Raw genomic sequence first — 16,737 nt, 5'->3', positions numbered from 1 at the left:
TGCCTTGCTGCTCAATTTTATTGCTCCCTTTTTATAGAGAATTGTTAATCCTACGGTTTGTTGCTTCTGCTTTATATTAAATTTTTGTTAATTATTTGATTTTTTGATAATTTGTTTTATTTGTCATTACCTTTGCAAAAATTTTTTAAATCTTTATTCACAGCAAAGCAAGGAAATACAAAGAGAAGAGGTTGAAGTTTATGCTTTCCGGATGAGACTGCGAGATGTGATATTTCCTGATTTTGGATTCCTGCCTTTGAAATAATTTAATCTATGAAAACATTGAGTATTGGTAATTTGAATATCTCTGTTCCAATTGTACAGGGTGGGATGGGTGTAGGTATTTCTTTGTCGGGTTTGGCTTCTGCTGTTGCAAATCAGGGTGGAGTAGGAGTTATTTCCAGTGCAGGCTTGGGATTATTGTACCGGCATTTTTCCAATAATTATTTGGAAGCCAGTGTCATTGGCCTGAGAGAAGAAATCCGGAAAGCACGCCAAAAGACCCTTGGTGTCATCGGCGTGAATGTCATGGTGGCCATGTCTAATTTTGCCGATATGGTAAAGACAGCAATTTCAGAAAAAGCAGATATTATTTTTTCCGGTGCCGGATTACCTCTGGATTTGCCTTCTTTCCTGAAAAAAGACAGTACCACAAAACTGGTTCCTATTGTTTCTTCGGCCAGGGCAGCCAGGATAATTTGCGAAAAGTGGAAACAACATTATGATTATCTGCCCGATGCTTTGGTACTTGAAGGTCCTAAGGCCGGTGGGCATTTGGGATATAAACTCGAACAACTGACGGATGAAAACTGCACCCTCGAAAATATTTTACCTGAGGTGGTCGGCGTTGCCAAAAGTATTGGCGATACTTATAATCATCCTATTCCTGTCATTGCCGGAGGGGGAATATATACCGGGGAAGATATTTATAAAATCATGAATCTTGGAGCTTCCGGCGTACAAATGGGAACCATTTTTGTAACCACTGATGAATGCGATGCTTCCGATGCCTTTAAACAGGTTTACATCAATGCCAGTGAGAAAGATATTGAAATAATTAAAAGTCCTGTCGGTATGCCGGGAAGGGCTATATTTAACAGTTTCCTCGAAAAAGTAAAGCGGGGAGAAACACAACCCAGCAGATGTCCTTTTAAGTGTATTAAGACCTGCGATATTTCCAAAAGCCCTTATTGCATCATCACTGCACTTTTCAATGCTTTTAAGGGGAATTTAAACAGCGGTTATGCTTTTGCCGGATCAAATGCTTTCCGGGCAACCCGGATTACTTCGGTGAAAGAAACCATCCAAAAATTGGTTGAGGAATTTAAAGACAGCCAGTTAAAAACTGGCTTGCAGGCTTTGTGAAAATAGTATAGATCAGTTCCGGGTATTTTTCTGAATTTCTATGATGTACGTCATAGGTTGAAGAATATCCAGTACTAGAATTTTGCCCGAAAGAGTCGTTCCGGCACCTGTTATGATTTTTATGGCTTCGGCGGCCTGGATGGTCCCTACAATTCCAGGCAATACCCCAAGAATTCCCTTTGGATTATTTGTCTCTGTATCAGATTCCGGTTCCTGCGCTGTAACGGGGAAGGCATCGGTATAAACCGGACCCTCTTTGAAATTAAATACTGAAACCTGTCCTTCGTATTTGTAAATGGCTCCGTAAATCCATGGCTTATTTAAAACCATGCAGGCATGGTTGATGAGGCAGCGAGATTCTAAATTATCCGTGGCATCAACGATCAGGTCAAAATCTTTGATGATCTGCTGGCTGTTTTCATCGTTCATCCTGAGATTAATAATTTGAACATTGATCAACTCGTTAAGTTCCTGAATTCTTTGCCTGGCAATAATGGTTTTCAACTTGCCCACGTCTTTCCCACCGTATAGAACCTGGCGTTGTAAGTTACTTTCATCGACCATTTCATTGTCGATGATGCCTATGTTTCCTACACCTGCTGCAGCAAGATATTGTAAAACCGGCGAGCCCAGCCCTCCGGCCCCTATCACCAAAACTTTTGCTTTTTTCAATTTTTCCTGCCCTTCAAACCCAATTTCCGGTAAAATCATTTGGGGCGCATAACGCCTGAGTTCCTGGGATGATAAAATTTTAGATTCCATAAAACAAGGATTTATTTCATGCTTTAAAATTAAAGGATTTTTACAGAATACACGATGAAGAAAAATAAAAAAAAGAGGATCTCATATAAGATCCCCTTTCTCCTCCTAACTAACTAAAAGCAATTAATTAAATGATAATGCCAAGCCAACTGCAAACGGATACAGTTCAGGCCCTTTATCCTTTTCAAAGAATGGGGTGAGATAGTAATTGCAGAACACATTCCAGGATTTGTAGCCCAGCCTTCCGGTCAGCCCGTAGCGCAAGGGCGAGATATTGAAATCATCATGATTTTTATCCTTCTGCCTGTCCCCGTTTTCTTTGTATACAACTTTTGTATGCGAACCCAGTTTCAAACCGCCAATCAAACCGGTATTAAAGTATATCCTGTTTTTCCCGGTGGGGATCTGAAATTCAACAGTCAAAGGCAATGTGATAAAAGTAGTGGCCAGTTTGGATTTTTGTATACTCCCTAATGCTTTGATGTTGCTTAAATCGTCTTCAATAATTATCCCGTTCGCATCTTTCTTAATCGAATTGTCATTTTCGAACCGGTAATTATTAAGTTCTAATCCTAAACCGGTAACGAGACCAATTTTATCGGAGTACAGTGAAAAAGATTTTTGAAAGAGATTGATATTGACGTCCCAGGATTTGCCGGTATTCAAATCCATAAATTCATTTCCTTTTGCGACTGTGCGGCTTAGCGAAAAATCTTTATCTACAAAATTATTCATTGCAAGTTCAAAGCCTCTCCAATGCCCTTTGAATTTTCTGCCGGCATTTTTATCATATTCTTCAGATTTTTGAGAACCCGGTTTTTTCCCCCAGGAATAAGTTTTCTCGGAGGGTTTTTCTGCATTTTCTTTACTTGCATCATTGATTTTTACAGTAGTAGTACCATCTTTTTGTTCAACAATGCTGATGCTTTTCTTCCCCAGTTTTATCAGGGTCGTGTCTTTATTTTTTTCTATCTGGGGAATTTCGCCTTGTATTTTTCTGTTTATGGTATCTCCCTGAAATCCTGGATTATTGGGATTTTCCAAATCTTTCATGGCGTTTAGTTCATCTTTTTGAGCATTTAGCTGATCCATTTGTTGGTGCATCTGACCCAATTGTTCGTGAAGTTTATCCATTTGTTCCCGTATATTTTCACGGATTGCAGTATCGACAGATAACCATTGCTTCTTCTGAAAATCTTTTGGAAGAAAATAACTATGATCGAGAGCCGAATTTGAAATGGAGTCAACGTTAAGGTTCATTATTTCCTTTCCGTTTATATTAACCTTTGTGCGGTGACGATCCGTTTTAATGCGGATTGTTTTATCCCCTGCCTGAAAAGTAGTGTCAATTGTCTGGGCAAACAGACTGATTGAAAGAAACAGGGCAAACAGAATACATCCAAATTTTTTCATGGTTCTAATTTTTAATTTTTGAGATAATAACTACTTTAACTTTAATTTTCGCTGGTAAGACGATAGAAGTTACAAATAGTTACAGATGAAATAAGAAATTTATTTCAGGCGGGTACTGTATAATTGAAAATTTCCTGCAGTAATTTCCATAGCCAATGTGTTTCCGTCAGAATCTGTCTTCCTTTCAATTTTGATGGGATTTCCAAGGAGCGCATATAACTTGCTTATGCCGTTTTTGGCAAATTTAAAGAATCCGTTTGGTTTGATTTGGTTTTCATCTTCATCCTCTTTGTTTCTATTTGCCATGGCAAGTTCATGAGCAGGAAGATTTTGAATTGTTTTGGAGAAATCTCCGGTTTCTATATGGGTTTGGCTATTGTTGATTTTCAATTCTTGATCATATTTTTGGGCGGGTAGTTCCGAAACATTTATTTTTTCAAGATATGCCAGGTCTGAAACTCTGTCAGGTGCAACAGTTATACTTTCTGTAGTTTGTGTTGCCGGCTCTTCAGTTTTTCCAAACTTTTCAACCTTGTTCACTTTGTGTTTTGAAGGAAAAGCGACGGGGGTATTTGCAGGGGAAACGGTAGAAGCAACAAAAACTTTTGCAGCTTGGCCTGATTGCAAAGGAACCTGGTTCTGTTTTTTTAGGGTGACCACATGGGTTTTGGCCAGTTTCCCCGCATCTCCGGCAGTTGTTTTCTGACCGGCAGGACGATAAATCAGTATTATTGCAATGACTAAAGTTGCTGCCACGGCAATATAAGGGTATATAGTTCTGAGGCGGAAAACATTCACGCGTTTTATCCGCTGGTCCTTGAAAGGATAAACAATGGATTGGTCGGCAGTTAACAGGGTCTTTTTATATATTTCAAAATCTTTCTTTTTCCCGGGGTGGGCAAGGACATATTCTTTCAGCGCATTTTCCTCAACCGCAGATAGGTCTTTTTCAATATAAGCCACACAATAAGCATCAAAATTTGATTCACCTACCGGAAGATGGGCGGCTAAAGTCCTTTTTAATTTTTCTTTGCTTTCATAAAAAACGGTATCAGGCTCCAGGGTGATTTTTTGAAAATTTTCAAGTTCTTCCTTCAAATCCGTATTTTGTTCCAAAAATGACAATAGCTCGTTTGTCTGGTCACTGTTCAATTTACCATCCAGATAATCAATGAAAAATGTTTCGTAATTAAAACGGTTAATATCCATTTTTTGAGCTAATTAAATAACTTTTTCCAAGCTTCCTATATAATTTTTGAGAAAGATACGGCCTCTGAAAATATACACTTTCACCTGAGATTCGCTTAAACCGGTAATCTGGGCAATTTCTTCGTACGAATAACCTTCATAATCCCTGAGCAAGACTACAGAACGTTGCACTTCAGGCAATTTTGATACCGCTTCGTGAAGGATCTCCTGTAAACCTGTGTAAGTCTGCTCATTGACCTGATCTTCTGCATCTATTTCTTCTAAATCGGCATTCCGCTTATCATACCTCATCGTATCAATCATGGTATGATAAGCAGTTGTAAATAAATAAGATTTTACCTTTTCATTAGATACCGTTTCAGCTTTTAACCACAACTTTTCATAAGTGTCCTGAATAATATCATTCGCTTTATCCTTATCCTTTATATTTTTCAATATAAAACGATAAAGCCTGTCCGAATAATCATACACAGATTTGTTGTATTCTTCAGGTGTCATCTCTTCTCAATTGTTGCCGGTAAGACGGAACTAACTTGAGAAAGTTACAAAAAATTATTGGATTTTGATTAATTTGTTGTAATGCTCAGCAAATTAATTGGTTATTTATCGCCTCGAGCAAGGTGTCTATTCTGATGGGTTTGGAAATATAATCATCGCAACCGGCATTTAAACTTTTTTCCCGGTCATATTCCATGGCATAAGCGGTTTGTGCGATGATGGGCAGATTGTTCCTGAATTTTTTAATTTGCCGGGTGGCCTCGTAACCATTTAATCTGGGCATTTGTATGTCCATGAGTACCAAATCGATTTTGTTATTGTTGCTGCACATCTCAACTGCCTCAGCTCCATCTTTTGCCCATAAAATTTGCGCCCCCGTATCTTCAAGCACTGCTTTGATGTATAAATAATTTACTTCATAATCTTCTGCAATCAGGATTACTTTATCATTTAAGTTCAAATTTATATTCATGTTGGACTTACATTAATGGAGTTATTGATTTAGTTGTCAAATGCTAAGATAATTATTATAAGTTTCCTACTTAAAATGTATTGCGCTAATTATAAATAATGAAATGAAATAAAAAAGATAAAATTTCTTTCAAAACCAAAATTTTTCTTTTAACTTCCTATTATTGTATACGCAATACGTTTTGAAAAGTTAAAATATTTAACATTTTTCCCTGTTTTATAAACAATTTGATTAAAAAAACTTATTCAATTACATGAGTTGATAGGAGAAAAAAGTTTTCGTTGTATCTTTGCCAAAATTTACATTATTCTAACCTGCCATGAAGAAGTTTGTTTTTTGTATTCTCGTTTTTGCTTTCGCACAAATATGTACATCAAATCTATTTTCTCAAGGTTATGAAATTAAAGTCAAAATAAAAAACCTTCATAACGACACGCTGATCTTAGGCCATCATTTTAATAAATCCATGTATCCTGATGATACCCTGATCGTGAATAAAAACGGGAATGGCGTATTTAAGAAAAAGAAATCCCTGCCCGGGGGTATGTATTTGATCCTGTTGCCTACCAAAAATTATTTTGATATCTTATTAAGCGATAACCAGACTTTTTCTATAGAAAATGATACCTGTAATTTTTTAAAGAATATGAAAGTTACGGGTTCATTGGACAATCAGTTGTTTTATGATTATCAGCGCTTGATTGTCGATAAGCGTGATGAAGCAAAAAGCCTGCAGGTCAAAAGGGAACAGGCTAAAACCCCGGAAGAAAAAACTTCTTATGCAAATCAGCTTAAAGCTATAGACCAGGAGGTGAAAAATTTCAGGACAAAAGTTCTAACTGAAAATCCCAATCTATTTTTTACAAAATTCATAAAAGCGGTAACTGAGATTGAAGTTCCCGATTTCCCGAGGGATGCAAAGGGGAAAGTTACTGATTCCACTTTCCAGTACAGATATTACCGCAGTCATTATTTTGATAACTTTGATGTTTCGGATCCCCGGTTTTTACGTACTCCTTTTTATGAGGATAAAGTCAAAACCTACATTGAAAAGGTAGTTCCTCAGGTCCCAGATACCTTGATTCCTGAAGTGGATATGCTTATTGAAAAATCGCGTACGAGTAATGAATTGTTTCGTTATATGCTGGTAACCATGTTCAATCATTTTGCCGCCAGCCAGATCATGGGCATGGATGCGGTATTGGTCCATATTGCTGAAAAATATTATATACCTGAAGCTACCTGGAGCGATACCTCCTTTATCTCAAAGCTCAAAAAGCAGATTGCGCGGATAAAGCCTAATCTGATTGGAAGCATCGCCCCCAACATTATGATGATGAACCTGCCGGACGATCACTTTATAAAAGCCAAGACAGATACAGCCCTCCGGAGTAATGTATATGCCGGTAATCCGGTTTATCTGCATAATATTAAGGCAAAATTCCTGGTGATGATTTTCTGGGAGGCTACCTGCAGTCATTGTCAGAAAGCCATGCCTGTCATGTATGATGTTTACAAAAAGATCAGGGACAAAGGGGGCGAAGTGATGGCTATCAATATCCTGGGGGGCATTGAAGGCAAGAAGAAATGGGTGGATTATGTCAACGAGCATGGTTTATATGGCTGGATGAATGTCTGGAATCCTTATGATTTCAGTTTTAAGGATAAGTACGATATTTACAGCACGCCTGTGATCTACGTTCTGGATGAAAATAAAAAAATTATCGCCAAACGGATTAATCCCGAACAGGTTGAGGATATTATTAATTTTGAATTAAAAAAGAAAAAGAACAATTAATATAAATTTTGAATGATCAATTCTCCAAAAATTAAGTTGGTTCTCGAAGACGGAACAGAGTTTGCAGGAAAGTCATTTGGTTATGAGGGCTCAGTTTCAGGCGAAGTTGTGTTCAATACCGCAATGACCGGTTATCCTGAGAGTTTGACTGACCCTTCTTACAAAGGGCAAATACTAATCCTTACTTATCCTTTGATTGGCAATTACGGGGTTCCCGAAAATGTCAAGGAAGATAATCTTTACAAATTTTACGAGTCGTATGCCTTGCACATTTCGGCCCTGATCATTTCTGATTATTCTTTCGAATATAGCCACTGGAATGCCGACAAAAGCCTGGCCGAATGGCTGAAGAGGAATAAGATCCCCGGGATTTACGGATTGGATACCCGTCAGCTTACCAAGATAATCCGGGAAAAAGGGACAATGCTGGGAAAGATCATTTTTGAAGACCAGGGTGACATTGAATTTTATAACCCGGATAAGGATAATCTGGTGAGCCAGGTGAGCATAAAGCAAAAAGAAGTTTATGGCGAGGGGGCTTATAAGATTTTGCTGGTTGATTGCGGTGTTAAGTACAACATCATCCGTAATTTATTGAAGCGCGATACTACTGTGATCCGTGTTCCCTGGGATTATGATTTCTCGAATGAGGAATATGACGGATTGTTTATCACCAATGGCCCCGGTGATCCCAAGATGTGCACTGCCACCATTGAGCACATCCGCAAGGCTTTGAATGAGGATAAGCCGATATTCGGCATCTGCCTGGGTAATCAATTGCTGGCGCTGGCTGCAGGTGCTGATACCTATAAGCTGAAATATGGCCATCGCAGCCACAATCAGCCGGTAATTCTTAATGGGACGAAGAAAGCTTATATTACTTCGCAAAACCATGGTTTTGCCATAGATAATAAAACTTTGCCTTCCGATTGGGAGCCTTTATATATCAATCTGAATGATAATACCAATGAAGGGATGCGTCATAAGACCAAACCTTTCTTTTCTACCCAGTTTCACCCTGAAGCTTCCAGCGGGCCTACGGATACTGAATTTTTGTTTGACAATTTTATTGATTTAATTAAGAAATGGAAAAAGTGATAAAGAAAGTAATTGTTCTTGGTTCTGGTGCTTTAAAGATTGGTGAAGCTGGAGAGTTTGACTATTCTGGTTCGCAGGCACTTAAAGCCTTGCATGAAGAAGGAGTTTCTACAGTTTTGATAAATCCAAACATTGCTACCATACAAACTTCCGAAGGTATTGCTGACAGGATTTACTTTCTTCCCGTTACTCCTTTTTTTGTCGAACAGGTAATTAAAAAGGAGAAACCCGATGGTATTCTCCTTTCTTTTGGCGGCCAGACGGCATTAAACTGCGGTATCGCCCTGTTTAAAAATAAGGTTTTTGAAAAGTACCAGGTCAAAGTCCTGGGTACTCCTATCCAGGCCATTATTGATACTGAGGACAGGGAAATATTTGTTGACAAGCTGAAGGAAATAAATATTAAAACTCCTCACAGCCTTGCGGTGACTAATGTTGAAGATGCAGTAAAAGCTTCAAAGGAATTGGGTTTCCCGATTATCATCCGGGCTGCTTATGCACTGGGAGGACTGGGCAGTGGATTCTGTTATAATGAGGATGAACTCGTTAAATTGGCTTCGAAAGCTTTTTCTTATTCCAAACAGATTTTAGTCGAAGAATCACTCAAAGGATGGAAAGAAATTGAATATGAGGTTGTGCGCGACTGCTATGACAACTGCATCACGGTTTGTAACATGGAGAACTTCGATCCCCTGGGAATACATACCGGTGAAAGTATCGTGGTGGCTCCGTCGCAGACATTATCCAATGCAGAATATCATAAATTAAGAAGAATATCAATTGAAATAATCCGGCACATAGGCATTGTCGGCGAATGTAATGTCCAATATGCCCTTGATCCAAATTCAGAGGATTACAGGGTCATTGAGGTAAATGCAAGGCTTTCGCGTTCCAGTGCGCTGGCTTCCAAGGCAACCGGTTATCCTCTGGCTTTCATTGCAGCAAAGCTTGCTTTGGGATACAGTCTTACTGAATTGAAGAATTCTATTACCAAAACAACTTCTGCCTTCTTTGAACCTGCCCTCGATTATATTGTTTGCAAGATTCCCCGCTGGGACCTGAATAAATTCATCGGCGTTTCCAAGCAGATTGGAAGCAGCATGAAAAGTGTTGGCGAAGTAATGGCCATAGGCCGTACTTTCGAGGAAGTTATTCAGAAGGGACTTAGAATGATCGGGCAGGGAATGCACGGTTTTGTCGGGAATCATGACCTGGAATTTAAGGATATTGAAAAAGAACTGGCCGAACCTACCGATATGCGTATTTTCGTGATAGCCGATGCATTCGAACATGGCTACACCGTAGAAAAAATCCATGAGCTCACCAAAATCGACTGCTGGTTTCTGGAAAAACTACGTAATATTTTCGACCTGAAAAATGAAATCGGAAAATATAATACCCTGGAAGAGCTCCCTGCTGATTTATTGCTGGAGGCCAAAAAACAGGGCTATAGCGATTTCCAGATAGGACGTATGATATTTAAGGATTTTAGCCGTCATATTGAGGAAGATATCATTGCCGTAAGAAATTGCAGAAAAGAAAGGAACATTCTGCCTTATGTTAAGCAAATCGATACACTTGCTGCAGAATACCCTGCCCAGACCAATTACCTCTATATGACCTACAGTGCAAACGAGCACGATATCACTTACGAACATGACAATAAATCGGTTGTGGTTTTGGGTTCGGGCGCATACCGCATCGGCAGCAGTGTTGAGTTTGACTGGTGCTGCGTTAATGCCCTTCATACCATTAAAGCAAATGGTTACCGTTCCGTGCTGATTAATTACAATCCTGAAACGGTAAGTACCGATTATGATATGTGCGACCGGCTTTATTTTGATGAGTTGACCTTCGAACGTGTTCTGGATATCCTGGATCTGGAAGGCCCGAAAGGTGTTGTGATATCAACAGGCGGACAGATTCCAAACAACCTGGCCATGCGCCTGCATTCCCAGAATATTAACATCCTGGGTACTTCGCCTCTTTCTATTGACAATGCGGAGGACAGGCACAAGTTCTCAACGATGTGCGATGACCTGAAGATCGATCAGCCCCGTTGGAGCGAACTTACCAGCATGAAGGATGTCCGTAAGTTCATTGACAAAGTTGGTTTCCCGGTTCTGATCCGGCCTTCTTATGTACTTTCAGGTGCTGCAATGAATGTGGTTTCGAATGATGAGGAGCTGGTTCATTTCCTGAAGCTGGCGGCCAACGTTTCCAAGCAATATCCCGTGGTGATTTCCGAATTCATTGAAAATGCCAAGGAAATTGAAATTGATGCCGTAGCCAAAAATGGCGAGCTGATGGTTTATGCCATCTCCGAACACATCGAATTTGCAGGTGTACATTCGGGCGATGCAACCATGGTGTTCCCGCCACAAAAGATATATTTCGAAACGGTCAGAAGGATTAAGAAGATCAGCCGTAAAATAGCCAAAGCGTTAAATATTTCCGGCCCTTTCAATATTCAGTTCCTGGCCAGGGATAACGATATCAAGGTGATTGAATGTAACCTGAGGGCTTCCCGCAGTTTCCCCTTCGTGTCGAAGGTACTGAAGACCAATTTTATTGAACTGGCTACCAAGATCATGCTTGATATTCCGGTTGAAAAACCCGATAAATCCATATTCGACCTCGATTACATTGGTATCAAGGCACCGCAGTTCTCATTCTCCAGATTACAAAAAGCTGATCCTGTCCTGGGTGTGGATATGGTTTCAACCGGTGAGGTGGCCTGTATTGGTGAAGATTATTATGAAACCTTGCTGAAGTCGATGCTTTCCGTTGGTTATACGATTCCAAAGAAAAATATTCTGCTCTCTACCGGTACGGCCAGGGATAAGGTTGAACTGCTTGCCTGTTCGAAACTTTTGACAGAAAGAGGTTTTAATCTTTTTGCAACCAAAGGTTCTGCTGAATATCTCAAGAGCAACGGGGTAGAAGTAACTGCCCTGCATTGGCCTGATGAAAAGGAACAACCCAATACCCTGACTTACATCAAGGAAAGGAAAATTGATTTGGTGATCAATGTCCCGAAGAATCTTTCGAAAGCCGAATTGAACAACGATTATATCATTCGGCGAAGCGCCATAGACTTTAATATCCCCTTGCTGACCAATGCACGTTTGGCAAGTGCTTTCCTGACGGCTGTTTGTAAAATTAAACCGGAGGATCTGCCTATTAGAGCTTGGGATGAGTATTAGCCCTCTTAACGCAGGATAACATTATAACGAATAACCTGGATAATATGGTTATTCGTTATTTTTTTATTATTAAATCTCATGGTTGCAAAATTTCAGGAGTAGTTTCATTTATTGATCTATAATTGCAGCTTTTCCTGCTTTTATTTGTAGATTTGGCTTTAATTAATGTTTTTCGATAGTTAAATTTATTTATCATGTTTGAAACTTCAGTTTATACTTCACGAAGGAAAAAACTTCGCCAGTTGATGCAGAACGGTCTTGTTCTGATAATGGGCAACCAGGATTCGCCTATGAGTTATCCCGGCAATGCATACCGTTTCAGGCAGGATAGCTCTTTTCTGTACTTTTTCGGATTGAACCTCCCCGGTCTTGCCGGTGTGATTGATTTGGACGAAGGGAAAGACATGCTTTTCGGCGACGATGTCACCCTTGAGGATATTATCTGGATGGGCCATCTGCCTTCGTTAAAGGAAAATGGTTCAAAAGTAGGCGTCAATATTGCATTCCCTTATGCAGAGCTTGAAAAAGTATTGTCTGAAGCAAAATCCAAGGGCAGGCCTATTCATTTCCTACCTCCATACAGGGCTGAACGCACCATCGAACTGGAAAGGCTTCTGGGTATTCCTCATGCTGAAGTCAAAAATCATGTTTCGGAACAGCTCATCAAGGCTGTGGTCAAACTGAGGCTGGTGAAGGACGAATTTGAAATCGCCGAGGTTGAAAATTACCTGAGCACGGCTACTTATGAAATGCACATGGCTGTCATGCACATGGCCAAACCCGGTGTTATTGAACGGACTATTGCCGGCTACATCGAAGGTATATCCCTCTCTTACGGCGGTACTGTTTGCTATCCGGTTATTCTGACCAGTCATGGCGAGACCATGCATATCCACTCTCATGACAATGTCCTTAAAAAAGGCGATTTATTGCTTATTGACGCCGGTGCCGAGACCCCGATGGGTTATGCCACCGATATTACCCGGACTATCCCTGTGGGCGGAAAATACAGCCAAAAACAAAAGGATATTTATAATGTTGTCCTGGCCGGACAACTGGGTGCCATCGCAGCCATCAAAGCAGGAGTCAAGTATATGGATGTCCATTTCACGGCTTCTAGGATCATCGCCCAGGGCTTGAAGGATCTAGGGCTGATGAAAGGCGATATTGACCAGGCTGTTCAGCAGGGCGCACATGCTCTTTTTTTCTCTCACGGGATTGGCCATTCACTTGGGCTTGATGTTCACGATATGGAAGACCTGGGCGAAGATTATGTGGGCTATGACGAAGAAACCCACCGCAGCAACATATTCGGCACAGCTTATCTCAGAATAGGAAAGAAACTGGAGGCCGGCAACATTGTTACCGTTGAACCCGGTGTTTACTTCATTCCTGCCCTGATCGACAGATGGGAAGCCGAAAAGAAATTTACCGAGTTTATCAATTACGATAAGGTTGATGAATACAGGGATTTCGGCGGTATCCGCACCGAAGACAATGTATTGGCTACCCCCGACGGACACAGGATTCTTGGCAAACCCATACCCAAAACCGTTGAGGAAGTTGAAGAAACGATGAAATAGAATTTTTGTATATCTGAAAAGCCTCATGGAAGTATATTTCATGAGGCTTTTTTATGACTAATCAATTAATTGAATTAGGCTGATTTTTAATAAAACGGTTCTTAATAAACGATATCTTTAAGTATTTAATTGAAAATTTTAAATCTGGAAAGCTCATAAATGCTGGCTTTAAACCATTTGCAAAGTGCTTGATTCAATGTATTTTTTCATTGCCGTCAGCTTTAGCTGACGGAATTATATTGCAGGTATTCATTGGGCTTTAGCCTCAAAGTATTCTTTTAGATTTTGACAGAAAAAATCAGATTGTATTTTAAATTTTTCAATGTTCTGCAGTTAAAGGAAGAAACCTATTGCAATAATTTGGCTAAAGCCGGGGAAAATATTTACTTTCACTAAAGCCAACGGCAATGAAAAATATCTGGCTTCGCTCGGAATGACAGTCTTTCTGGTTGTTTTGAAAGGGGAAAAAAGTGGCTTCGCCATCCTTTCCCATGTTAAAAGCCTTATAACGTTTTATCATTCCAAATGGAGCGAAGCGGAATGAGGAATCTTTCTTTATAAAATAAATGTTCCTAAAAAATTATGCCTTTAGTATTTTGTGAAAATTTTAAATTTAAATAGCCCATATATGTAGACTTCTAAGATATTTGCAAAGTGTCTAATTCAGAAAGATATTAATGAACTTTGCGACTCTGCGTCTTCGCATGAAACGTATTTCTGGTAAAACCTCACAATTAATCTGGGATTAAAGACTCATAAGGAATTTTTAATTTCTCATGGAGATTTTTGATCATGTTTAGAGTTAATTTCCTTTTGTGATTGAAAATCTCTGACACTCTGCTTTTATAACCTATAACCTTTGCAAGATCCTGATTGGTCATGTTCAGTTGCTCCATCCTGAATTTAATGGCTTCTATTGGGTCTGGTGCTTCAATCGGATAATGCTCGTCTTCATATTTTTCAATCAGTATACTTAATAACTCGGCTTCATCACCCTCCTGTGAATCAACAGGGGCATCAAATATAACCTCAAGTCTTTTTCAAGCCTGGTTATATTCTTCTTCCGTCTTTATTACCTTAATATTCATTGCCTTCAAATTTTTTCAGCGTCAATATGTTTTTCCCAATATTCTCTAAGTATCTTTTTGGCAATTATTCTCACTTTTTAATTTATGTATAAAAAAGATATGAAAAGTTACCAAAATGGTAATTTGGTAACTTTTATTTTTAATTTTTTACTCAAAACTCCTTTAAATCATGATGGAGTGCTATTATAATCTCTTATCCTTCCAGTTCTTCACTTTAGGATAGATTAATGGTGAAACAATCTTGTTCCCGTATCGATCAGGGTGATGCCGTATTTATCGGCTGTTTCAATAATTTCGTTGTCACGGATTGAACCCATCGGAGTGGCGATGAATTTTACACCGTATTGATTGGCCAGCTCTATGTTGTCTTTTTGAGGGAAGAAGCCGTCCGACAGCAAACAGGTACCGGTCAATTTATTCAACAATATTTGATTGGAAAATGTTTCCTGCCTTTTTTGCTCGATAAGTTGATCCAATTCTGTCCGCTTTAAATCGGGATAGTTTTTTAAAAATGAATAATCGAGCAACATTTTCTGGTACCAGATATTGGCTTTGCTTAAAGCCAGGTTTGAACAGAGGATACGGGATTGCTGCCCGGAGCCGATGCCTATTACATGGCCGTCGTTCACCACACAAATGGAATTCGACTGGGTATACTTAAGAGTAAGGAATCCCAATTTTAGGTCTGTTAAGATCTTTGGTGTAATGGCATTGCTCGAAGTCACTACTTTTGAAAACAAATCGTCTGAAACATGAAGGTTGTTCCGCTTTTGCTTTATAGTGATGCCGAAAACCTCCCGTGATTCTATTTCTTCAGGTTCATAACCCTTATCGATCTGAAAAATCACGTATTTGCCTTTTTTCTTGGCAGACAAGATTTCCAGGGCTTCTTTGGTATAGCCCGGAGCAACAATCCCGTCAGAAACTTCGGCTTTAATCAGGACGGCTGTTTCTTTATCCACCTCGTGACTTAGGGCGATGAAATCGCCAAAGGAAGCGAGCCTGTCTGTTCCCCGTGCCTGGGCATAGGAAGATGCCAAACCGGATAGCTCATGTTTAACCAGGTATGCCTGTTTTTCGGTTTCATCCAAATCTTTTGCAATTGCCACTCCGGAAGGGGTTACGTGCTTAAATGAAGTAGCGGCTTCGGTGTTTAATGCCCGGCTGGCCTCTTTCACCAACTGCCATGAGTTTAAGGCATCCAGGACATTGATTACACTAGGATTGCCGTTTTTAAGCTCCAAGGCATTGTGCTTGTCAATTACTTCTGCATAATCCTGATAAGGATTCATTCCGTACTTTAATTTCATCTCTTAATTTTTTATATATTTTTTCTTTGTATGCGGTTCAAAACTGAAGTTAAAAAATATCAAGTTCCAAAGGTAAGTTTTATAGCCCAAAATAACTTGGAATCAGGTGCAAAAACTGAGATCAGGCAAAAACATGGTGGCTGAGCGCAGTCGAAGCCGAATCTCAGGGTTTCTCATATTAACTCAGTGTAACTCAATATTTCTCAGCGAAACTCAGCGAAACTTTATTAAACTTGTATTTTCCGTAAACTCTGTGCCATTTGTGGTAATGCCTTTCCCTCTAACCATTTCTAACCATTTCAAACACTTCAAACACTTTAAACCACAAGGAACACAGGGTTTTCAGAAGGATCGCCATTATGGCAGCTAATTAATAAGTTGTGATTACTTTTCTTTAATTCTATTTTTTTAATCCATTTGTTCGTGGAGAATTCTAATGATTTCAATTTCATTTTTTCCACTCTTCCGGTAAAAGATAATGTGTCGCCCCGCTTTAAATCCTAATAAATCCTTCAGAATTCCAGGGTAATATCTGCCTAAGTCAGGATTAGATGCAACTTCTTTAAAATTTTCCAAAAGCAAATTGTAGTAAATATCAGCTTGATCTTCAGACTATTTATCAAAGGTATAATTCCAAATTTGTGCTAAATCATCAACAGCTTTATTGGATAATTTATACCAGGCCATTTTCTCTTTTTGCTTTTAATTCTTTTAAATGCTCCTGAGGATTGAAATCATCAGCGATTCCACTATCGATGCCTTCTTGAATGGCTTCTTTCAGGGCGATCACTTTATTTTCTTCTTCTTCTAACAACCTTAATCCTGCTCTGACTACTTCACTGGCATTTTTATATCGTCCGGCAGATATTTTACTCTTAATAAAGTTGTCAAAATAATCCCCTAATGATATGGAAGTGTTTCTATTCATCATTCAT

Annotated in this window: 13 protein-coding genes and 2 pseudogenes; 5 read left to right on the top strand and 10 right to left on the bottom strand. The window is 39.3% G+C overall.

Going from position 1 to position 16,737, the window contains the following annotated elements; genetic code table 11:
- Positions 1–273 precede the first annotated feature (273 nt).
- Positions 274–1,365: a nitronate monooxygenase family protein gene (locus Q8907_03590; protein ID MDP4273344.1), complete on the top strand. Its 1,092-nt coding sequence runs from the start codon at positions 274–276 to the stop codon at positions 1,363–1,365.
- Between the two features lie 12 nt (positions 1,366–1,377).
- Here Q8907_03590 and Q8907_03585 read toward each other — a convergent pair whose 3' ends face one another.
- From Q8907_03585 to Q8907_03565, 5 genes are all read right to left on the bottom strand, one after another.
- Positions 1,378–2,127 carry a HesA/MoeB/ThiF family protein gene (locus tag Q8907_03585; protein ID MDP4273343.1) on the bottom strand — a complete coding sequence of 250 codons (750 nt, stop codon included), beginning with the start codon at positions 2,125–2,127 and terminating at the stop codon, positions 1,378–1,380.
- 123 nt (positions 2,128–2,250) lie between these two features.
- Positions 2,251–3,540: an outer membrane beta-barrel protein gene (locus Q8907_03580; protein MDP4273342.1), complete on the bottom strand. Its 1,290-nt coding sequence runs from the start codon at positions 3,538–3,540 to the stop codon at positions 2,251–2,253.
- A 99-nt stretch (positions 3,541–3,639) separates the two neighbouring features.
- Positions 3,640–4,749, bottom strand: coding sequence for a hypothetical protein (locus Q8907_03575; GenBank protein ID MDP4273341.1), 1,110 nt, complete (start codon positions 4,747–4,749; stop codon positions 3,640–3,642).
- 12 nt (positions 4,750–4,761) lie between these two features.
- The gene (locus Q8907_03570; protein MDP4273340.1) at positions 4,762–5,247 is read right to left on the bottom strand and encodes an RNA polymerase sigma factor; all 486 of its coding nucleotides are present in this window, start codon (positions 5,245–5,247) and stop codon (positions 4,762–4,764) included.
- A gap of 85 nt (positions 5,248–5,332) precedes the next feature.
- On the bottom strand, positions 5,333–5,719 hold the full coding sequence (locus Q8907_03565) for a response regulator (GenBank protein ID MDP4273339.1): 387 nt from the start codon (positions 5,717–5,719) through the stop codon (positions 5,333–5,335).
- Positions 5,720–6,038: 319 nt separating this feature from the next.
- On the opposite strand from Q8907_03565, the gene Q8907_03560 reads away from it, so the two are divergent.
- The 4 genes from Q8907_03560 to Q8907_03545 all read left to right on the top strand — a co-directional run bounded on the left by Q8907_03560 (position 6,039) and on the right by Q8907_03545 (position 13,404).
- Complete coding sequence (locus Q8907_03560) at positions 6,039–7,517, top strand: DUF5106 domain-containing protein (protein ID MDP4273338.1); 1,479 nt, start codon at positions 6,039–6,041, stop codon at positions 7,515–7,517.
- A 12-nt stretch (positions 7,518–7,529) separates the two neighbouring features.
- A complete protein-coding gene (gene carA / locus Q8907_03555) occupies positions 7,530–8,615 on the top strand; it encodes a glutamine-hydrolyzing carbamoyl-phosphate synthase small subunit (GenBank protein ID MDP4273337.1) in 1,086 nt (361 codons plus the stop codon).
- On the top strand, positions 8,603–11,821 hold the full coding sequence (gene carB / locus Q8907_03550; GenBank protein MDP4273336.1) for a carbamoyl-phosphate synthase (glutamine-hydrolyzing) large subunit: 3,219 nt from the start codon (positions 8,603–8,605) through the stop codon (positions 11,819–11,821). Before carA ends, carB begins: the two co-directional genes overlap by 13 nt.
- Before the next feature lie 194 nt (positions 11,822–12,015).
- The gene (locus tag Q8907_03545; GenBank protein MDP4273335.1) at positions 12,016–13,404 is read left to right on the top strand and encodes an aminopeptidase P family protein; all 1,389 of its coding nucleotides are present in this window, start codon (positions 12,016–12,018) and stop codon (positions 13,402–13,404) included.
- Positions 13,405–13,768: 364 nt separating this feature from the next.
- Here the strand turns inward: Q8907_03545 and Q8907_03540 are convergent, their stop codons facing one another.
- The 5 genes and pseudogenes from Q8907_03540 to Q8907_03520 form a co-directional block, all read right to left on the bottom strand.
- Positions 13,769–13,924 carry a hypothetical protein gene (locus tag Q8907_03540; protein ID MDP4273334.1) on the bottom strand — a complete coding sequence of 52 codons (156 nt, stop codon included), beginning with the start codon at positions 13,922–13,924 and terminating at the stop codon, positions 13,769–13,771.
- Between the two features lie 214 nt (positions 13,925–14,138).
- A pseudogene (locus tag Q8907_03535) lies at positions 14,139–14,492 on the bottom strand (helix-turn-helix domain-containing protein).
- Positions 14,493–14,716: 224 nt separating this feature from the next.
- Positions 14,717–15,802 carry a 5-aminoimidazole-4-carboxamide ribonucleotide transformylase gene (locus Q8907_03530; protein MDP4273333.1) on the bottom strand — a complete coding sequence of 362 codons (1,086 nt, stop codon included), beginning with the start codon at positions 15,800–15,802 and terminating at the stop codon, positions 14,717–14,719.
- A gap of 408 nt (positions 15,803–16,210) precedes the next feature.
- Positions 16,211–16,489: pseudogene (locus Q8907_03525) on the bottom strand (type II toxin-antitoxin system RelE/ParE family toxin).
- Positions 16,476–16,730 (bottom strand): type II toxin-antitoxin system ParD family antitoxin, encoded by a 255-nt coding sequence (locus Q8907_03520; GenBank protein ID MDP4273332.1) that lies wholly within the window; start codon positions 16,728–16,730, stop codon positions 16,476–16,478. Before Q8907_03520 ends, Q8907_03525 begins: the two are co-directional and overlap by 14 nt.
- Positions 16,731–16,737: the final 7 nt, after the last annotated feature.

This window comes from Bacteroidota bacterium, from assembly GCA_030706565.1.
Classification (GTDB): domain Bacteria; phylum Bacteroidota; class Bacteroidia; order Bacteroidales; family JAUZOH01; genus JAUZOH01.
Note: the sequence above shows the minus strand (reverse complement) of the source record. Positions and strands in the feature narration are given on the sequence as shown.